General features: G+C 60.5%; 21 protein-coding genes and 1 tRNA gene. 10 read left to right on the forward strand and 12 right to left on the reverse strand.

The features are described from left to right. Position 1 precedes the first annotated feature (1 nt). Together VF285_RS00805 and VF285_RS00810 are read right to left on the reverse strand one after the other, a co-directional pair. Positions 2-736 (reverse strand): glutamine amidotransferase, encoded by a 735-nt coding sequence (locus VF285_RS00805; RefSeq protein WP_346950711.1) that lies wholly within the window; start codon positions 734-736, stop codon positions 2-4. Positions 737-989: 253 nt separating this feature from the next. Continuing rightward, positions 990-1066: transfer RNA gene (locus VF285_RS00810), tRNA-Met, on the reverse strand. Between the two features lie 167 nt (positions 1067-1233). Between VF285_RS00810 and VF285_RS00815 the strand changes: the two genes are divergently transcribed. Next, entirely contained in the window at positions 1234-2814 is a 1581-nt protein-coding gene (locus tag VF285_RS00815; protein WP_346950712.1) for a sensor domain-containing diguanylate cyclase, read from the forward strand. A gap of 250 nt (positions 2815-3064) precedes the next feature. On the opposite strand, the gene VF285_RS00820 is transcribed toward VF285_RS00815, so the two are convergent. From VF285_RS00820 to VF285_RS00835, 4 genes are all read right to left on the reverse strand, one after another. Further along, a complete protein-coding gene (locus tag VF285_RS00820) occupies positions 3065-4735 on the reverse strand; it encodes an FMN-binding glutamate synthase family protein (RefSeq protein ID WP_346950713.1) in 1671 nt (556 codons plus the stop codon). An 85-nt stretch (positions 4736-4820) separates the two neighbouring features. Next, positions 4821-5264: a DUF3293 domain-containing protein gene (locus VF285_RS00825; RefSeq protein ID WP_346950714.1), complete on the reverse strand. Its 444-nt coding sequence runs from the start codon at positions 5262-5264 to the stop codon at positions 4821-4823. 9 nt (positions 5265-5273) lie between these two features. Further along, on the reverse strand, positions 5274-6527 hold the full coding sequence (locus VF285_RS00830; RefSeq protein WP_346950715.1) for a D-amino acid dehydrogenase: 1254 nt from the start codon (positions 6525-6527) through the stop codon (positions 5274-5276). 153 nt (positions 6528-6680) lie between these two features. After that, positions 6681-7589 (reverse strand): LysR family transcriptional regulator, encoded by a 909-nt coding sequence (locus tag VF285_RS00835; RefSeq protein ID WP_346950716.1) that lies wholly within the window; start codon positions 7587-7589, stop codon positions 6681-6683. Positions 7590-7840: 251 nt separating this feature from the next. On the opposite strand from VF285_RS00835, the gene VF285_RS00840 reads away from it, so the two are divergent. The 6 genes from VF285_RS00840 (at position 7841) to VF285_RS00865 (ending at position 13201) form a co-directional block, all read left to right on the forward strand. Beyond that, positions 7841-8746: an amino acid ABC transporter substrate-binding protein gene (locus VF285_RS00840; RefSeq protein ID WP_346950717.1), complete on the forward strand. Its 906-nt coding sequence runs from the start codon at positions 7841-7843 to the stop codon at positions 8744-8746. Positions 8747-8866: 120 nt separating this feature from the next. Next, positions 8867-9607, forward strand: a complete 741-nt coding sequence (locus VF285_RS00845) for an amino acid ABC transporter permease (RefSeq protein ID WP_346950718.1) — start codon at positions 8867-8869, stop codon at positions 9605-9607. A gap of 9 nt (positions 9608-9616) precedes the next feature. Then, the gene (locus tag VF285_RS00850) at positions 9617-10309 is read left to right on the forward strand and encodes an ABC transporter permease subunit (RefSeq protein WP_346950719.1); all 693 of its coding nucleotides are present in this window, start codon (positions 9617-9619) and stop codon (positions 10307-10309) included. Positions 10310-10332: 23 nt separating this feature from the next. Beyond that, a complete protein-coding gene (locus tag VF285_RS00855) occupies positions 10333-11067 on the forward strand; it encodes an amino acid ABC transporter ATP-binding protein (RefSeq protein WP_346950773.1) in 735 nt (244 codons plus the stop codon). 20 nt (positions 11068-11087) lie between these two features. Then, complete coding sequence (locus tag VF285_RS00860; RefSeq protein ID WP_346950720.1) at positions 11088-11954, forward strand: D-amino acid aminotransferase; 867 nt, start codon at positions 11088-11090, stop codon at positions 11952-11954. Positions 11955-12106: 152 nt separating this feature from the next. Then, entirely contained in the window at positions 12107-13201 is a 1095-nt protein-coding gene (locus VF285_RS00865; protein WP_346950721.1) for an ADP-ribosylglycohydrolase family protein, read from the forward strand. A 1-nt stretch (position 13202) separates the two neighbouring features. On the opposite strand, the gene VF285_RS00870 is transcribed toward VF285_RS00865, so the two are convergent. After that, on the reverse strand, positions 13203-14138 hold the full coding sequence (locus VF285_RS00870; RefSeq protein ID WP_346950722.1) for a glyoxylate/hydroxypyruvate reductase A: 936 nt from the start codon (positions 14136-14138) through the stop codon (positions 13203-13205). A gap of 65 nt (positions 14139-14203) precedes the next feature. Then, positions 14204-14884: an isoprenylcysteine carboxylmethyltransferase family protein gene (locus tag VF285_RS00875; RefSeq protein ID WP_346950723.1), complete on the reverse strand. Its 681-nt coding sequence runs from the start codon at positions 14882-14884 to the stop codon at positions 14204-14206. 180 nt (positions 14885-15064) lie between these two features. On the opposite strand from VF285_RS00875, the gene VF285_RS00880 reads away from it, so the two are divergent. Further along, positions 15065-15493, forward strand: coding sequence for a hypothetical protein (locus VF285_RS00880; protein WP_346950724.1), 429 nt, complete (start codon positions 15065-15067; stop codon positions 15491-15493). Between the two features lie 77 nt (positions 15494-15570). Then, a complete protein-coding gene (locus tag VF285_RS00885) occupies positions 15571-16014 on the forward strand; it encodes a hypothetical protein (RefSeq protein WP_346950725.1) in 444 nt (147 codons plus the stop codon). 95 nt (positions 16015-16109) lie between these two features. Here the strand turns inward: VF285_RS00885 and VF285_RS00890 are convergent, their stop codons facing one another. Beyond that, on the reverse strand, positions 16110-16328 hold the full coding sequence (locus VF285_RS00890; protein ID WP_346950726.1) for a hypothetical protein: 219 nt from the start codon (positions 16326-16328) through the stop codon (positions 16110-16112). A 223-nt stretch (positions 16329-16551) separates the two neighbouring features. Here VF285_RS00890 and VF285_RS00895 point away from each other — a divergent pair, with 223 nt between their 5' ends. Continuing rightward, complete coding sequence (locus VF285_RS00895) at positions 16552-17262, forward strand: FAD-dependent oxidoreductase (protein ID WP_346950727.1); 711 nt, start codon at positions 16552-16554, stop codon at positions 17260-17262. Positions 17263-17349: 87 nt separating this feature from the next. Here the strand turns inward: VF285_RS00895 and VF285_RS00900 are convergent, their stop codons facing one another. The 3 genes from VF285_RS00900 to VF285_RS00910 form a co-directional block, all read right to left on the reverse strand. Beyond that, the gene (locus tag VF285_RS00900; protein WP_346950728.1) at positions 17350-17859 is read right to left on the reverse strand and encodes a DUF1993 domain-containing protein; all 510 of its coding nucleotides are present in this window, start codon (positions 17857-17859) and stop codon (positions 17350-17352) included. Positions 17860-17887: 28 nt separating this feature from the next. Beyond that, complete coding sequence (locus VF285_RS00905; RefSeq protein ID WP_346950729.1) at positions 17888-18829, reverse strand: pirin family protein; 942 nt, start codon at positions 18827-18829, stop codon at positions 17888-17890. 119 nt (positions 18830-18948) lie between these two features. Continuing rightward, positions 18949-19434 carry a DUF4262 domain-containing protein gene (locus VF285_RS00910; RefSeq protein WP_346950730.1) on the reverse strand — a complete coding sequence of 162 codons (486 nt, stop codon included), beginning with the start codon at positions 19432-19434 and terminating at the stop codon, positions 18949-18951. Between the last annotated feature and the right edge of the window lie 145 nt (positions 19435-19579).

Genomic DNA, 19579 nt, shown 5'->3' on the forward strand with positions numbered 1-19579 from the left:
TTCACACGGTTGCTGAACGCCCGACGCGCGAACCGACAAATTGCTGCAGCAGCCCACGTGTCAGAGGAGTATCCGGGATATTCTCGGGCATCGTGGTCAAGGGCGCTATGCCCCCTGCATTCTTGCGATGACCCTCCATACAGATCCGTAGAATGTCAGGCGTGAATTCAGGATGAAACTGACACGACAGCACGTTGGGCCCATAACGTAAGATCTGATGGGGATCATGTGCAGTTCCCGCCAGGATCACCGCCCGTGCCGGGGCTGTGAGCACGGATTGCGCATGCGACAGATGGGCCATGAACGGAGACGGCAACCCCCCTGCCAAAGGGTCCTTCTGGCCGGCCGCCGTCAGGGTGACAGGAAAAGTTCCAAGCTCCCGCCCTTTGGGGTTGTAATCAACAACCCCGCCCATGGCCGCGGCCATCAGCTGATGGCCGTAACACACGCCCAGCAAAGGCTTGTCGGCCATGATCAAAGACCGTGCCCACGCTGCAGTGCGCTCGCTCCAATCCAGGTGATCCGTCACCATGGCCCAGGAACCCGTAATGATCGCTACCGAAAAGGCGTCAAGGTCTGGCAGGGACTCCCCGCGCTCGGGGTGGATCACCCACACGTCCTCGGCCGCCATCTCCAGCGCCCGGGTAAACCAGTCTCCGGGTTCTCCCTGGCTGACCCGCAGCGCCTCTGGGGGCAAGCCCATCTGTATGACAACAACCGGCTTTTGCGACATCATGAACACTCATCTCAAGTGACCACACTGCGCTCATATTACGCGCACCAGGCCCCGTCGCATCGGGATGACTGCGCGGACGACGTCAATACTTGGTCAAAACCGAATAGCCAAGAAGAAGCGCTGCCAATCGGAGCAGTCGGAGCAGCGAGCCAAGTGGGCAGGCCTCGTCACAATGACGGCACAACGGCCCCCGGAAACAAAAATCGCCACCGACGACGGGTGGCGATAAAACGTTGATTTACAACGATAATTCTGGTGGCGCACCCCTGATTCGAACAGGGGACCTGCGGATTATGATTCCGTCGCTCTAACCGACTGAGCTAGTGCGCCAAAGAGCGTGAATTTTAGCGAGTATCAAGACTACGTGCAAATTGGGTGCTGAAACACCGCTTGCTGCACGGATATGGGCCCCCAGGGCGGCGCTATAGTACTGGGCGGACCGAAGTGTCAGGAAGAACGACGGGCTTTTCATCACACCCACGAATATCCACCGACGGATGCATAGCCAAAGGCCCTATCGCCTCAACCTGCGCCAGCTGATTTTGCTATTGGCAGTAACCAGTGGCGCGCTCATGCTGGCAGCCGGCATGCTGGGCGCCTATGAAGTGCAGCGCCAGCAGCTCATCGATGCCACGCTGGCTTCCAACGAGGCCTTCGCGCAAAAGCTCGCCACCACGACGGCCGACATGCTGGACCGAGCGCAACGAGATCTGGCTTATTCCGCCGCCATACTGGAGCGCTCGAATCTCGGTCCGGGCGTCATGCGAGCCGAACTCGACCGCCTCAGGGAACAAGGGATCGGGTTCAACTCAGTCACCTTGGTCTCGCGCAACGGTATCATCCAGCTCGCTTCGCCCCAGGACCTGGGGCTGGCCGGGAAGCGAACGAACTCCGAGGCCGCGCAAGAAGCACTCCGCTTGTGGATTCCTTTCGTCAGCCAGCCCTTCACGACCGTGTTAGGCAATCTGGCCATCGCAGTCTCACACCCCCTCTTCAACGCACAACACCAGTATCTGGGCTATCTGATGGGAGTCTTATATCTCAAGACAAACGGTGGATTGTATCGACTGATGGGCGAACAATTCTTCCATGACGGCACCTACGTGTACGTCGTGGATTCTTCCCGACGCCTACTGTATCACCCAGGGTCCTCTCAGATTGGAACCACCCTCGAGGCCAACCCGGCCATCGACGCCGCACTGGATGGCTCCTCAGGACAAACGCGCTTTACAGACTCGGCGGGCGATGACATGCTGACCGGATACGCCTACGTACGGGCAGCGCAGTGGGGCATCATCGTTCAACGCCCCACTTCGATGGCACTACGACACATGAACGACCTGATGTGGCGAGTCCTGTGGCTGACCCTCGGGCCCGCAATTCTCCTCCTCGCCTTGCTCTGGTTCTCCTCGCGCTGGATCTCCCGGCCACTCGAGCAACTGGCCCGCATCGTACGCGACGGCTACGAGGCGGGGCAGGAACAGCGCATCGCGGCTGTGCAAACCCGGTACTACGAAGCCGATCAACTCAAACACGCTCTAATGGACAGCCTGGGGTCCGTACGCACGCAGTTGGGCAAACTGCACGACGAAGCCCACACCGACCCCCTGACGGGACTGGGCAATCGACGTGGGCTCTCGGCGCTACTGGAATTCTGGCAAGCGCTGGCAGAACCTTTTGCCGTCATCAGCCTGGACATCGATTTTTTCAAGACGATCAACGACACTTATGGCCATGATGCAGGAGACGAAGTCATCCGCGGCGTAGGAATCTGGATGCGTAGCCAGGCCCGACAAGGCGACGTGCTGTTCCGGACCGGCGGAGAAGAATTCCTGGCCTTGCTGCCAGGCGTAGACCTGGATCAGGCGACGAGCATCGCTCAGCGGCTGTGTGTCCACATCGCAGAAGCCGACATCTTGTCCCAGCAACGAGTCACGGTGTCGATAGGTGTTTCTGCCTGGATCAGCGGCAACGTTCACGACGTGCTCAAGGCCGCCGATCGCGCCCTGTATCAGGCAAAGCAGCAGGGACGCAACCAAGTGGTAATCGCCAGCATGGACGACACAGCCGTGCAATGATTGGGTCAGAAAATGACCCACCAGAAATTCAAAGGCCCCGCCTTTTGGCGGGGCCCTACTGCCGATGTGGCAGTGAGCGCTACATGGGCGCAGCGCCTAATCAACGCCTAAGTGGCGATGAAGTGCTACCGTTTAGTAGCAGCTTCAGTATAGGCCAACAGGAATCTGGGTCAACCCCCCTCGCTTTCCTCAATTGCAACAAGTGCAACTTGATATCGAGGCCAACACGACACCGAGATCGCGGCTGCCACTACTGCACCGCAGCCGCCTCGGGAATCCCTGTGTCGGGGTGGCCCGACAAGGCGGCGCTCAGGCTGTACAGCGGCTCGAATGACTCTGCCTGGGCCATCGGCCACGCAGTGCGAAAGATGGTATTGCGAAAATGCCCCTGCAACAGCTCCCCTTTCTCGAGATCAGGGAACAAAGCCGACAGCACGCGCACTTCCCCGTTGGGAATGCGCCGGGCAATATGATGAGGCCGCAGTTCGCAGGGATGGTGCAAACCCGCTGCCCCCAGCAATTCGCCCAATGCCTTCAAGGTGCCCGCATGATAATTGGCGACACGCACGGACTTGTCGGCAACCACCAGCGCCTTTTGCCGTTTGGGATCCTGGGTCGTGACCCCTGTCGGGCACCGGCCCGTATGACAGACCTGCGCCTGGATGCAGCCAATGGCAAACATATAGGCCCGGGCGCTATTGCACCAGTCAGCTCCCAGCGCCATGATGCGCGCCATGTCGAACGCGCTGATGACCTTGCCGGAAGCACCCAGCCGGATACGCTCGCGCAAACCAATGCCCACCAGCGTGTTGTGGACCAGACGCAGCCCCTCACGCAGAGGAGTTCCCACATGATCCACGAACTCGATGGGGGCGGCACCGGTGCCGCCTTCTGCACCATCCACCACGATGAAATCGGGGGTGATCCCGGTCGCCAGCATGGCCTTGGCCATCGCGAACCATTCCCAAGGGTGGCCTATGCAAAGCTTGAAGCCTACAGGCTTTCCACCCGACAATTCACGCAGGTGCACGATGAAATGCATGAGTTCAATGGGTGTGTGGAATGCGCTGTGACTGGAAGGTGACACACAATCCTGCCCTTGCGGCACGCCACGAGCCGCTGCAATCTCGGCGGTGACCTTGGGTCCCGGCAGCACCCCTCCATGGCCCGGTTTCGCCCCCTGGGACAGCTTGATCTCGATCATGCGAATGCTGTCACGTTGTGCCATTTCGGCGAACCGCTCATCGGAAAACGACCCATCCACATTGCGGCATCCGAAGTACCCCGAACCAATGTTCCAGATCAGGTCTCCCCCGTGGCGCAGGTGGTAGGCACTGACGCCGCCTTCGCCCGTATCGTGCGCAAAGCCGCCCAGGCTGGCGCCTTTGTTCAGGGCCATGACGGCATTGGCCGACAGCGCTCCAAAGCTCATGGCCGAGATGTTGAACACTGACAGTTCCACGGGCCGAGCGCATTCGGGGCCACCCACCGTGATGCGAAAATCCGTGTCGGCAATATGCGTCGGGACCATGGCATGATTGATCCACTCGTACTCGTTGCCATAGACATTGCCCTGAGTGCCGAAAGGTCGCAAATCGGTCTGGCGCTTGGCCCGCTGATAGACCAGTGAACGGTCTACGCGTGAAAACGGCAGCTTGAGCGTGTCGTCCTCAAAGAAGTACTGGCGGATTTCGGGCCGCACGAACTCGAACAGAAAGCGCAAATTGCCGATGACAGGATAATTGCGACGGATCGCGTGCCGCGTCTGATTCAGATCGTAGACACCCAGGACGGCCAAGGCGGCGAACAGCGCAAAGAACACCCACCAGCCAGCACTGACCTCAAGCGCCAGGACGGCACTCAGCACAGCCAGCGCAATCACCACATAAAAAACGGTGTAACGGGTCAGGAACCGAGGCATCTGCGTTCTCCCAGAGAGTCGAATTTTTTCTACCTTAGCAGAACGCAATGCACAGGCGGCTGAAAACGCGGCTTCGCCTCTCTATTTACGGCACAGGCCGACGAACCACCCACATCAGACGGGCGACGCCTCGGGCATCACAGGCCACAAACGCGTTCTGGCCAAAGCGGCGGGCCAGTTCGTGGCCCCGTGCAAGCGGTAACCGGGGAACCCAGAAACTGGGTTCCTCAGGCCAGAGGCCCTGGGGGTCCAGAGCACGCGCCGCCAGGCACGTATACCCCATCCATTGAACTGCTCTTTGCAGCGCGCGCAAGCGCCTGGCATTGACCGACGGACGCAGGCGGCGGCTGCGGGGATTACAGGCCGTGATGAAGATGCCCTCCGCGTTGCTCCCCGTCGTCGCGCCCGGGACCGGCTTGAATCCGTCGAGGACGAGATCCCGCGGGGGATGGCCATCGATACGATAGATGGCTTGCCGGTAGGCTTGCTCCAGCGTGGATCCCGCGATACCCCGCACTGGCCTCGGCATTTCTGAGCCTCAGCAGGCGGGTTGAAACGGATGGGCCTCGATGGAAGGTTCGCGTCCTTCCATCAGATCCGACAACAGGCGACTGCTGCCGCAAGCCAGCGTAAACCCCAGCGCTCCATGACCGATGTTGAGCCACAGATTGCCCGCTGCGCGGCTGCGTCCGATCAGCGGCCGCCCATCAGGGGTTGCGGGTCGCTGGCCAGCCCAGGCCTGGGCTTCGGTAAGATCCAGTCCCGGCAAGAGCTCTGAGACTTGCCGACGCAAGAGTGCAATCCGATCGGCCTCGATGCGCGTGTCACGACTGCCGATTCCAACCATGGCCGCGATGCGCAACGTCGAGCCTAACCGCGCATACACTGTCTTGCGCTCATAATCCGTGACGCTGATGGTGGGCACAGGAGTCTCTGGTGCACAGGGCACGCTCAGGCTGAAACCCTTGAGCGGATACAGGGCCGGCCGCGAGCCCAGAGGCTCAAGCAGAGAGACGCTCCCCATTCCGGCGGCCACGACGTAATGATCGGCTTGCAAGACTTCACCGCCTTCCATCAGCACCCCCTGGATATCTCCCCCGGCCCGATGAAGGCGCCGGACCCGATCGCCCATGCGGATCTCTACGGATTTCAGGGTGGACAGCCGATCGAACAGCTGATGGGTGAACTGTGCGCAGTCCCCGGATTCCTCACTGGGGGTGTAGACAGCCCCCGCGATGTCGTGCTGAACCGAGGCCAGCGCAGGTTCCAGAGACACACAGGAATCGGCATCGAGCACCTGCTGGCTGGAACCATGCTCGGCCTGATACGCCACCAGCGAGCGGGTCTTGTCCAGCAACGCAGCCGAACGATAGACAATGAGCTTCCCATGAGCGGCATGGCTGAATTCAAGCGGCACTTCATGCAGCCATTCATGCAGCACATTCCGGCTCAGATAGGACAAAGTCAGCATCTGCGCAGTGGACTCGGTCGCGGTACGCGAATTGCAGGCCCGCAGAAATTTCAGGCACCAGGCCCATTGGGCAGGGTCCAGCCTCGGGGTGAAACGCAAGGGAGATTCGCGGCGCAACAGCCACTCTGGCAGGTGGGGCAGAACTCCCGGATCGGCCAGCGGGGCCACATAGCTGTAACTGAGCTGCCCTCCGTTGGCGTGGCTGGTGACGGCTGCCGGCTCACCCTGTGCGTCGACCAGCGTCACCTGCCACCCATTCTTGGCCAGTTGCCAGGCGGTCGTCACCCCAATCACCCCGGCCCCAATCACAAATGCATGCATTGCCTTTCCAGACCCTCGAAAACGATGACAGGGATTGTCCGGTGCAACCCGCGTGGAGACAAGTTCCGATTCAGGGGTAATCCATAACAAAAGGATATGTAACAAGCGCACATTTCAACCACAGACCCGCGCAGAGACACGACCCTGGCCCGCTCAAAACCGCAAGGACGACTCTGGGCTCTCCGACCAAGGTGCGAGCTGCCGGCAGGCCTCGATCAAGCTATCGATGAAGTCATGATGCAGCAAACTGAGTGAATCCGTCGCATTCACCATGACATTGATGGGAATGGACACTGCAGGCTCCAGACGGCTCAGGCTCATGCCTGGCTTCATCATGGCACGCGCCGTCAGGCTGTCGACCAGCGCATCCCCGCAGCCTGCATCCACCAGACTACAGGCGACATAGTGTGTCTGCACCACGATGCGGGTGTTGGCCTCGACGCCTGTATCCCGCAGCGCCCGCTCCACCTGCTCACCCACCTGATCCCTGGGATCGGGCACAATGAAGGGACGCATGGCAACCCGGCGCAGCGATACCGGGTCGGGGATCGGGCTGCGGCTCAGATAGACCAGCTCCGTCAGCCCCACCTGCGTGCGCTTGAGCCCCGGATGATCTCCTGCATCGAAGGTAATGGCCACGTCCAGCTCTCGGGTATGCAGCCCGGCTACGAGCTGCGGACTGTGCAACGTGCTGATCTTGAACGAAGCATGCGAAGTCTGATAGAACCGCTGCATGGTGAGCGGCAGCAGACCCAACCCCACGGCAGGCACGCAGCCAATGCGCAAATGGGCGTACTGACCCTGCTTCAGATTGGCCGCCAGACGATTGACGTGGGACAAATCCTGGCTGAGCTGCGCAATTTGCGGGGCCAGGATCTCAGCCTCGCGCGTGGGGACCAGCCGCCCTTTGACGCGGTCGAAGAGCCTGAACCCCAGCTGCGACTCCGCATGCGCCAGAATCTTGCTCGCGGCCGGCTGAGAGATATTCAACAGGGCGGCGGCCTGCGTCAAGGAACCGGTCTGCCGGATGGCCTCGAAAACTTCGATATGTCGCAATCTCATGGAATGAGGAAAAACCCTGAAAGTCGTGAAAGCCCTGACGGGCAAGCACTCATGAATGTGATAGGATGCGGGCGCTCGAGAGTCTATGTTATAGCCCTTTGTTATGGGCTCCACTTATTTTGCTATTTGGCAGAGGCTCTTTCGCTCGTTTATAAGTTTCGTCACAATCACAAGATCCCGCGTATCCTGTCAGCACTTTGTCAGCAGGATCTAGGGTCAAGAAGTACTGGTTCCTTCACTCAGGAGACGTTATGAAAGTATTACCGCTCATGCTGGCCGCCGCCGTGGCAGCCACCGCAGCCCCGGCGGTTCAGGCCGCGACCAGCCGCATGGACAAAATCAAGTCGGCCGGTGAAATCACGCTGGGATACCGCGAATCCTCCATCCCCTTTTCTTACCTGGATGACAACCAGAAGCCCGTGGGCTATTCCATGGACATCTGCTATGGCATCGTCGACGCCCTGAAGAAAGACCTGGGCATGCCCAACCTGAAGGTCAAGCTTGTTTCGGTCACGTCGTCCACCCGCATTCCGCTGGTCGCCAACGGCACGGTCGATCTGGCCTGCGGTTCGGCCACCAACAATGCGCAGCGTCAGGAGCAAGTGAGCTTTGCCCCCACGACCTTCGTGACTGCCACGCGCTTCACCGCGTACAAAAAATCCAACGTCAACGATCTGGCCGATTTCAAGGGCAAGACCGTCACCTCCACGTCGGGCACCAGCAACCTCAAGTGGCTGACGCAGACCAACGCTGACAAGCACCTGGGCATGCGCATCATCCCGGCTGCCGATCACTCCGAAGCCTTTCTGACGGTCGCCAACGGCCGCGCCTCGGCGTTCTTCATGGACGACATCCTGCTGGCAGGTCTGGTGGCCAACTCGCGCGATCCCCAAGACTGGATGATCAGCAAAAAGGCCTACACGGTCGAACCCTACGGCATCATTGAGCCCAAAGGCGACGTCCCCTTCAAGACGGCAGTCGACAAGGCCGTGACCGCCATGATGAAAGACGGCCAGCTTGAAAAAATGTACACCAAATGGTTCATGTCGCCGATCCCGCCCAAGAACGTCAACCTGAACTGGCCGATGTCGTCAGAGCTCAAGAAAGTGGTCGCCAACCCGACCGACTCTCCTGACCCCAAGGCCTACGCAGATTGATTCGGGTCTGCTGAAATCCGCCTGACACCATCAGGCGTCATGAGGCGGCACGGCTAAAGGTCGTGCCGCCTGTTCAATGGGTCGGCGCCACACAGGGTCCTGCCCATAGGAATCGCTTCAATGAACTATCACTGGAACTGGCTCATCTTCTGGGCCGAAGCCCCGGATGGCACGGGAACCTACCTGCATACCCTGATTCGCGGGATGTACTGGACGATTGGACTGTCCATCCTGGCCTGGATCATCGCCCTCGTCGTCGGCGTATTGGTGGGTGTCGCTCGGACGCTGCAAGTGGGCTGGCTTGAGCGCGTGTGCGCCGGCTACGTCGAACTCTTTCGCAACATTCCGCTGCTGGTGCAAATGTTCCTGTGGTATTTCGTCTTCCCCGATCTGCTGCCAACGCACTTGGGCAACATGATCAAGCAGGCAGACCCCACCTGGAGCACATTCTTCACGGCTGTGTTGTGCCTGGGGCTATTCACGTCCGCGCGGATCGCCGAGCAAGTCCGCGCCGGCATCACGGCGCTGCCCAGCGGGCAGCGCATGGCGGGCAAGGCCCTGGGCCTGCGGCGCAGCCAAGTCTACCGATATGTGCTGCTGCCCATGACCATGCGCATCATTCTGCCCCCACTCACGTCCGAGGCCCTGAACCTCATCAAGAACTCATCGCTGGCCTTCACGATCGGGCTGCTCGAAATCACCGGTGCCGCGCGTTCCATGCAGGAATTCTCGTTTCAGATCTTCGAGACCTTCACCGCCGCGACCATCCTGTATCTGCTGGTCAATGCCGTCGTTGTCGTGCTGATGTACATCCTTGAAAAACGGTCCGCCGTACCGGGCTTCATGGGCAGCAAACGCTAAGGAACCATCATGCATGCATTCGACTTTGATGTGATCTGGCGCACCCTGCCATACCTCATGGCCACGGGGATGGTGTTCACGCTCAAGCTCACGATTCTTTCCACGATAGGCGCCATCATCCTGGGCACGCTGCTTGCGATGATGCGATTGTCCTCGAACCGACTGGTCTCGGGGTTCGCTGGCTTTTACGCCAATCTGCTGCGGGCGCTCCCGCTGATTCTGATCATCTTCTGGTTCTACTTCCTGGTGCCCTACATCGTGGGGTGGCTCACCCACGCAGGACACCCTGTGGCCGTGGGTGGCTTCACATCGGCACTTATCACCTTCATCATCTTCGAGGCCGCCTACTTCTGCGAGATCATGCGGGCGGGCATCCAGTCCATCCCCGTGGGCCAGGCGGCCGCCGGCTACGCGCTGGGCCTGAGCTACTGGCAAGTCATGGCCAACATCGTGCTGCCGCAGGCGTTCCGCAACATGACTCCAGTGCTGCTCACGCAGATGATCGTGCTCTTCCAGGATACGTCGCTGGTGTACGTGCTGTCCCTGACCGACTTCCTGGGCGCAGCCAACGTCATTGCCCAGCGCGATGGCCGCATGGTCGAAATGTACCTGTTTGCCGCCGTCGTCTACTTCCTCATTTCCTACGCCGCGTCGCGCGCCGTCCGGCGGCTCAACCGCCGCCTGGCGGTCGCCGCGCGTTGAATCCCGGAGCTCTCATGACCCCCATGATCGAATTCAAAAACGTCAGCAAGTGGTACGGCAACTTTCAGGTGCTGACCGATTGCTCCACTTCCGTCTCCAAGGGCGAGGTCGTCGTAGTCTGCGGCCCGTCCGGGTCCGGCAAATCTACCCTGATCAAGACGGCTAACGGGCTGGAACCCTTCCAGAAAGGCCAGATCGTCTTCAATGGCACGTCCGTCAACGACAAGGCCACGGACCAGTACAAGTTACGCTCGCGCATCGGCATGGTGTTCCAGCACTTTGAGCTGTTTCCCCACCTGTCGGTCATGCGCAACCTGTCGCTGGCTCAAATGAAAGTACTGGGCCGCCCTGCCGCCGAGGCCGAAGAGCGCGGGCGCAAGCTGCTCGATCGCGTGGGTCTGGCCGCGCACGTCGACAAATATCCGGGCCAGCTTTCCGGCGGCCAACAGCAACGCGTCGCCATCGCGCGTGCACTGGCCATGGACCCCATTGCAATGCTGTTTGACGAACCCACGTCAGCGCTCGATCCCGAAATGGTAAACGAAGTGCTGGACGTCATGGTGGACCTCGCACGCGAAGGCATGACCATGATGGTCGTCACCCACGAAATGGGGTTTGCCCGAAAAGTCGCCGACCGCGTCATTTTCATGGATGCCGGGAAGATCGTCGAAGACTGCTCCAAGGATGAGTTCTTTGACCACCCCGACCAACGCTCGGAGCGCGCCAAGCTGTTCCTCTCCAAAATCCTATCTCACTGATTGCTGCAAGAGGCTTGAAGATGATTCCGAATGTCGACAACGACAGTCTCGTTTACTTGAACGGCGAACTCGTACGCCTGGGCGATGCCAAGATCTCTGTTCTGGACCGCGGCTTTATCTTTGGCGACGGCATCTACGAAGTGGTTCCCGTCTATCACGGCAAGCCCTTTCGCATTCATGAGCACCTGGCTCGGCTGCAACGCAGCCTGAAAAAGGTGTGCATCGAAACGGGCAAATCGGACGCCGACTGGGAACACCTGCTGCGCGACATGCTCAAGCGCTCGGGCCTGGCAGATTGCACGCTGTACCTGCAAGTCACCCGGGGCGTAGCCAAGCGCGAACACGGCTTTCCGACCGACCCTTGCGAGCCGACGATCTTCTGCATGGTGTCGCCCTTTGCTCGTCCTGACGCCAAAAAGCGGGAACACGGCTACTCGGTCGTCAGCATGCCGGATCTGCGCTGGCAGCACTGCGACATCAAGTCGGTTTCCCTGCTGGGCAACGTACTGGCCAAGCAGTTTGCCACCGATGCCGGAGTGGACGACGTCATTCAATTCCGCAACGGCCACCTCTCTGAAGGCTCGTCGAGCAACGTCTGGGTCGTGAAAAACGGCGTACTCATTGCACCGGTGCGCGACGAATTCATCCTGGAAGGCATCCGCTACGTCTTCATCCAGGAGTTGGCGCAAAAACTGGGGATCCGGTTCGAGTCACGCGCGATCCTGCAAGAAGAAGTCGCAGCCGCCGACGAACTCATGTTGTCATCGGCCACCAAAGAAATCCTGCCCATCACGCAGTACGACGGCAAGGCGGTCGGAAACGGCAAGCCGGGCCCTGTCTACGCCCAGCTGCGCGCAGGCTACGACGCGGCGATCGCCGCTCTCTGACGAGTGCCTCCGCCCGCAACGGCGGGCTGCTCACACAAAGCCTGACCCCAGGGCCGCCTTCTCCCTTCTCTATGGCGGCCCTTCATTTGTCGTATGCTGAAACCATTCCACAGCATGAGGCGTGACATCGCAGCCTCTAGAACGGAGTTTTCATGAACGACAAAGCTTCAATCACCTTCGAGCAGCGCGCTCAGGGTGCCCTGATGGGTGCCTTCGTGGGCGATGCGCTCGCCCTGGGCCCGCACTGGTACTACGATCTGGACGAACTGCATCGCAACTTCGGCCCCTGGATCACAGACTACACAACACCAAAGCCCGATCACTATCACGCAGGGCTGCAGGCAGGTCAATCGTCTCAGGCCGGCATCATCCTGGAAATGCTGGCACAGTCGCTTGCCACACAAGGGCACTACGTGGAAGAGGACTTCTGCAAACGGCTGGATGAAGACCTCTTCACAAAGCTGGACGGCACCCCCATGCAAGGCCCAGGCGGCTACACCAGCCAGTCCATCCGCGAGACCTGGCGCCTGCGCGTGAAGGCAAAACGCCCCTGGGGTCAGGTTTCAGGCCTCGCCGATACCACTGAAGCGGCAGAGAGGGTACTGGCACTGGGCATCCGCTACGCGCTGCAGCCTGGCGCCCTGGCTGAACACGCTTCGACCAACACGGCACTCACCCAGCGCGACACCACCATCATGGCGATGACCGTGGCCTATGCCAGCATTCTGGGCAGCCTGGTGCGCGGCGAACCTCTGGATGCACAGACCTCGAGCCGCCTGATGGACCTGGTGCACAACGGCGTACTGCCTTTCCACAGCGTGACGTCCACGGGCGAGCAGGTCCCTCCGGCCGGTCCAGAAGCACCGCGGCACGCGGGGCAGTTCCCTTCACCCGATGCGCTGCTGACGGTCTCGAATATTCTCCGCGCCATTGCCGACCCCGACATCCATATCGAACCAGCCTGGAAGGCTTCGCTGGTCTACGGCATGCCCTGCGCCGTCTACCACCAGTTCCCGGCCGCCTACTATCTGGCCGGACGGTTCCAGGGAGACTTCGAATCTGCGGTGCTGCACGCCGTCAATGGCGGTGGCCAGAATCAGGCCCGGGCCATACTCACGGGGGCACTGAGTGGCGCCATCGGAGGCATTCAGTCGATACCGAAGCGCTTCCTGGACGGGCTGGAGCACAGCCGGGAGCGTCAGGAAATGGCGCTTCAGCTTGCGCTGCAGGCTGCTGGCGGCCGCTGACTCAGTATTGCTGCGCCCGGTCGACCACGCCCGAGATCGCCTCGCCCCGCGCCAGCGCCTGGATTTTTCCGGCGATCTGGCGCACCGTCTGCCCCAGCAGGCTCATGCCGGCCACATGCGGCGTGACCTGAATGCGTGGATGGGCCCAGAACGGGTGGCTCGCCGGCAAGGGTTCATGGATGAAAGCATCCAGTGCCGCCCCCCGCAGCCGGCCACTTTCCAGTGCTGCCAGAAGGTCTGATTCGATCAGGTGGGCACCGCGCGCCATGTTGACCAGAAAGGCATCCGGCTTGAGCGCCTCGAAAGTATCCTGACAAAGAATGCCCTGAGTCGCCGGGGTCAACGGCAGCACGTTGATCAACACCCGCGTGCGAGCCAGGAACGCTGGCAGACCCTCGGGACCCGAAAAGACTTCTGCCCCGGCCACGGGCAGGCCCTGGCGGGACCACACTGCGACGGGATAATCGAGCGCCGCGAATACTTGCGCCACTCGAGAGCCAATGCGCCCCGAACCCAAAATGCCGACGGGCCAATCCTCGCGCAACATAGGGCTCATCCGATGCCAACGCGCCTGCCGTTGCTGATCGGCATACTGTCCAAAACCCCGTGCTTCGCGCAGCAGATGATAGAGCGCGTACTCGGCCATCTGGTCGGCCATGCCACCGTCTTCGAGACGCACAATGCTGAGTTCTGCGGGTAGCCCCGGGAGTTGAAGCAGCGCATCAACCCCCGCTCCCAGATTGAACAGGTACCTGAGATGTGGCTCCTGCTCAAACAGTGCCTGCGGGGGCGCCCAGACGACTGCCGCTTGTGCGGTGCCGGCAGAAGCGGCACCTTCCATCCAGAGGCGGACAGAATGGTCCGGCAGGGCCTGCTGCAATGCCCTTACCCATTCTTCGGGATGTTTGTCATGCCGCGACGCAAAGACAATATCCATCTTTGAGACCCTCACCGAAAGAGAGGCCTCACTGTATCACGGCGCCATCGCGACTCAGGACGGCTTCAGAACAGCCACACCTTGACATGCACCCAGTCGGCGCGCTGTGCAAGCTCGATGGCCTCGAACACCGGAATCGCCAGAAAATACGGCAAGGCATCGCGCAGCGTCTTCCAGACACCATGCAGATCAACCATGGCGTGGCGCGGGGAATGCCAGAGGCTGGAACGCGGCCAGAACCTCGGCACCTGAGCGCAATAGGCTTCGAAACTTGTGCCGAACGCCACCCGCAGGAGCTGCTCTTCTTCAGACACGATCCAGCGAAACACGGCAAAGGCCAGCGCTCCAAGCACCGCCCCCACGACAAGGCTGCCCGTCTGCAGGCCGATCCCCGTAACCGCAAGAATGGAGAAGACGTAGAGAGGATTGCGGCTGACGGAATAAGGGCCTTCCGCCACCAGGTCGGCGCCTTTGCGTCCACCCAGATACAGCATGCAACCACAACGCCCCAAAATCGCCGTGATGATCAGAGCAACGCCCAGCCACTCGATTCCTTGGTTGACCCACCCGGCCTCTGGCCAGGCCGAGGCGACCCAAGGCAGGGTCAGGACAGCGACCACCCCCAGCACCGTCAACGCTCTCAGGCGCAAGACCTGTGCATGCGCCAAGCGTGGCCAGACCGCGTCGACTCCCGGGTCAGCGGCCCGTGAGGCATCTGGGTTCGAGGAGGAAGGAGGAATCGACATAGAGCACCCAATCTGGAATCGCGCAATCATACCTCGAATAGCCCTGGTATCCCTACAGAATTCACCACAATTCGTCAGCCTGCAGGCTCCAGCGACCAGAAGAGCCCACGCCCAGCGGTGGTTTGCCGGCCACCACGCTGAATACGGGTCACAATGAAAGCGTGCACAGGGAGAGCATCCATGGCAACACCACTCATGAACTTCAAGCCGCACGAGGCACGCGACCTGGGCAAACTGCCGGCACGCACCATTTCGGATCTGGAATGGACCATGTCCGAAGGGCTGGTGATCCAGCTCTACAGCGCTGACGGCCAACGATCTGTGGATGTGCACTGCGCCGAGTTGCAGCAAGCCATGAACGAATGCGTGGTGCTCGCCGAGGCCTGCCAGATCAGCCTGATCACGCTAGGTGACCTGCTCGACCAGATGGACCGGGTACGGCGCAACGATTCAGTCTACGCACGCATGGTCATAGAAGGCCGCATCCCGGACCCATACTGGCGCGAGCGCGCACTACGCATCGTAGAGCTGGCACCGGAAGGCTCTGGCACTCGCGAGGCCCTGCGATACCTGCTGGCCACCGTGCACGCGCACCACGTCCTTTATTGAGCCCACCTTCCGTCCCGCCCCCCCGGCGACACGGAGCACTAGAATCAAAAGCTGGAAAACCCAGGAAGCATCCCATCATGAATAACGCCTCGACTCCCTTCAGAGTGACCGGTGCGCTCGCCATCATCGGCGCGGGCCTGATTGCTGCCGCTATCGCCTACCGTCCCACCATGCCACTGGTCTGGATGGTCGCCTACCTGGTGTTGGTGACAGGCGTGGTCCAGTACGTGCTGGGCTCGGCACAGGCTGCATTGGCGGTGAATCCGCCCCGCGTCGGTACTTTGTGGGCAGAGTGGGTGTTGCTGAACCTGGGCCACGCGGGGGTCATCGGCGGCACCCTCACGGGGAACTTCGGCCTGCTGATTGCCGGCACAATCTTCTACGATCTGGCCATGATCCTGTTTGGCTGGTCGGTCCGTGCAGGAACCCCGGGCCCGCGCCGCGTGGGGTATTGGCTGCTGATCCTGGCGATGATCGCGAGTTCCCTCATCGGAATCTCACTGACACTCGCAAAACGCTAGCGCCCTGTTCGGCGAGTCTGCATACTTGAATTCGGATGGGTGCACTGCCCAGACAAGGGGCGCAATCTTCACCGCCCTGGGCAATGCGCAGGACTTCAGCCGGGGGTCCAGGGTTGTGCCTCCGCCAGCAGGCCCAGCAGGTCTGCTTCAGTCATGGCTGCCAACTGGGCTTCGGCTTGGGCCATGGTGTCAGCAGGCATCTCGTAGCAGCGGATGTCGCTGCCACGCAGCGGGCTAAAAAGCAGCGCCACGCTGCCATAAGAAGCGTCGAGCAGCGCAGCCTGCCAAGCCTGCCCCAAGGAATCCGTCAACATACGCATCAATTTTACCGTTCAAGAAAGGTGGGGTGATGTCCAAGATACACGGTTTACGCGACACCCCACGGGCTTATCTACGGTGAGTCATGGATTTGTGATATACCAATCACAGAATGTAAGCAGCGCTCAATTGAGGTGCGTCGCTGAATTCACCGATCTCGTCACCCGCGCTGGGGTGATCGCAGTGATTCGCAGGCGCACGGTTTTCTGGAGGCCACGTATGGCAATTTACGAGTCCAAGCTCACTGGCAGGAAGGAAGTCGCTGAGGGCACCATGGAGTTCATCCTGGAAAAACCCAAAGACTTCAAATTCCGGGCAGGACAATTCTTCGACATCATCCTGGAGGCAAAACCCGGGGCCGAGAAGAAAACCTACGTGCATGGCTTTTCGTTCGTGAACGCGCCCTACGAAGACCACATTGCAGCCATTACCCGCATGCGGGGGACCCCGTTCAAAAATACCATCCGCGATCTCCCGTTGGGTACACCCGTCAAGCTGGACGCCGTCTTTGGCGCCTTCACGCTGCCCAAGAATGAATCCAAAACCGTGGTGTTCCTGATTGGTGGCGTGGGCATCACCCCCGTACGCAGCATGATCGCGCAGGCCACACACGACAAGACAGCCCACAAGATCACTTTGCTGTATGCCAATGACACGCGGGCGCGGGCACCGTTGGTCGACGAACTGCAAAAGCTCGCACATCAGAACCCGAACTTCACGTTCGTGCCGGTCTACTCGCAGGAAAAAGTGGCTGGCGCCGAACACGGCCGCGTGGATGCTGCGATGGTGAAACGCCATGTGCCAGATCTGGCCTCACCGATCTACTACCTGTCAGGGCCTCCGGGCATGGTGAGAGCGATGCGTGAGCTGCTGATGTCCATCGGCGCAGACGAAGACAACATCCGCACCGAAGAATTCGACGGGTATTGATCCGCGGATCAACCTGCCCGCCGACATCCCAGCCTGACTCGGCGGCACACGCGTGCACGCAAATCAGGCGGGACGCCACGCCGGACCTCAGTACTGGCCCAGGAAGTCGCGCTTGCCGATCACCACACCGCTGCTGCGCAAAACTGCGTAGGCCGTGGTGACGTGAAAGAAGAACTGCGGCAAGGCATAGTTGAGCAAATACGACTGCCCCGTGAAGTGGTGCTCGCGCGGCGTGCCGGGGCGAAGAACGATCTCGCGCTCGGACTGACCCTCGATGGCAGACGCGCTGACACCATCGAGATAGGCCAGCGTCTTGGCAATCAACGCGTGCAAATCGCCGAAGCTGTGCTCAGTCTTTTCGTATTCAGGGACTTCGAGGCCCGCCAGACGAGCTGTGATTTCGCGGGCCCAGCTGGTCGAGAGCTGAACCTGCCGCACGAAAGTAAACATGTCCGGAAACAGGCGTCCCTGCAAAAGCGCATCGGGCTCGATCTTGCCGACCGTCGCATGCCCTTCGGCCTTGGTCAGGATGGCATCCAGGCCATTCAGATACTGTTTGAACACCGGCACGGTGGCCGCGTAAAGAGAAAAAGCCATTGGAATTCCTCATCGTAAAAGTACGAGTTTAGTGCGCCCAGGGGATGGGGGGCGGCAGTAACCGCTTTCCGACATACCCGTGAACAGGTCCAAAGCGATCCGACTCGGCTTCCCAGTCGGCCTGGGCCTGAACGATGTCTTCACGGCTGTGCCCGACGAAATTCCACCAGATAAGGATTTCTTCGCCCAGGGGCCGCCCCCCCAGCAACAGAACCCGAGTATCCGCGCCCAGGTCAAAGTTCACACCTTCGATACCACAGCCAAAATAAGCCATTTCATTGGCCACAAAAATCTCGGAACCCACGGTCAACTGCCCATCGAGCACCAGCACGCCGTATTCAAAATCGGCCTGAACGGGCAAGCTCAAGGCGCGGGGTGCACGGCTGGTGAGATCCATCCCCAGCAATGGCGAAAACGCCAGCGCAGGCGCCCTGTGACCCGCGTAGTCGCCCATGAGCAAAGTAGCCTCCACGCCCTGCTCCACCCAATGCGGGAGGTTTTCGTAATGGTCAAAGCGCGGATCGGTGTTGCGGTGCTCGAATGGCAGGGCAATCCAGAGCTGAGCCGCATGCAGACTGGTAGAACCAGGAACAGACTCTTCGGTATGGGCAATACCGCGTCCTGCAGTCATGAGGTTGAGTTCCCCGGGCCGGATTTCTTGCACATGCCCAAGGCTATCGCGGTGCAGGACTTCGCCCGAAATCATCCAGGTAAAGGTCTGCAGGCCAATGTGTGGATGGGGTCCCACCCGCATGCCTGGTTGGCGCGCCTCTATCGGGGAAGGACCCGCGTGGTCGGCAAAACACCAGGCGCCCACCGTACGGCGGGCACGCTGAGGCAAGACACGATGAATGGGAATCCCGCCTACGTCGGCGATGCGCGCAGCCAGCCGCTGCACCTGTCGATGTCCATCGACCACCGGACATTCATGAGACTCGAACAACTGTGGCTGAGACGAAGGGGTGTTCATCAAGACAACTCCTGTTCCGAGATTCTGGCAGCTCACCCGCAGCAAGGCACCAGGTGAGTCTCGAAGCCTCATTATGCGCGACCTTCAGTGCCCCCAACGCCCGCACAAGTGCCAAAAGGTCAGCCGGCCCGCCACAACGCCTGCTGGGGGCAACCCGCCGCGTCGTAGCCCGGCTCATCCGGGAAACGCCCCGCGCCATCCGGCCACACTACCTGTATCACCCGAATACCAGAGCCAAACCGGCTGGTGGCCTGTACCACTCTCTTGTCGCGCACAAAAGGCGTCGATACATCCTTGAGCACCAAGGAGATGCGCGCCTGATCGGGCGTCAGGCGTTCACCGTCTCTCAACACGCCGCCACGCGCCTCGTATGCGACCACATCAGAGATCAGATCCATGGCGCGCCTGGAATCGATCTGGCCGGTCACGATGAGCTCAGGCTTGCCCGAGCGTGCACGGCCCACGGTGTGCACAAACCAGTCGGCTGGCGCCAGCGAGTCGTCATCCACGGCAATGTGCGTGTAATCGTGCCACTTGAGCTTGTCTTCGAGAAATCCTTGCAACTTGATCTGGTTGCGTTCCTGCGTGCTGATCGGCGTACTCATGTTGCGTGCTTTCTCCCGAGGCCCGCGCCGACCCAAACCGCGGCGCTTTCCCCACACCCCATGTTTCTGAAAAAAATTAAAACACTAAAAAATTCTTGGAAACGATGCTACAGAAGCGCTGCTGCAACGCGCAAATCCCGTGAAC

Source organism: Castellaniella sp. (assembly GCF_036379515.1).
Classification (GTDB): Bacteria; Pseudomonadota; Gammaproteobacteria; order Burkholderiales; family Burkholderiaceae_B; genus Castellaniella.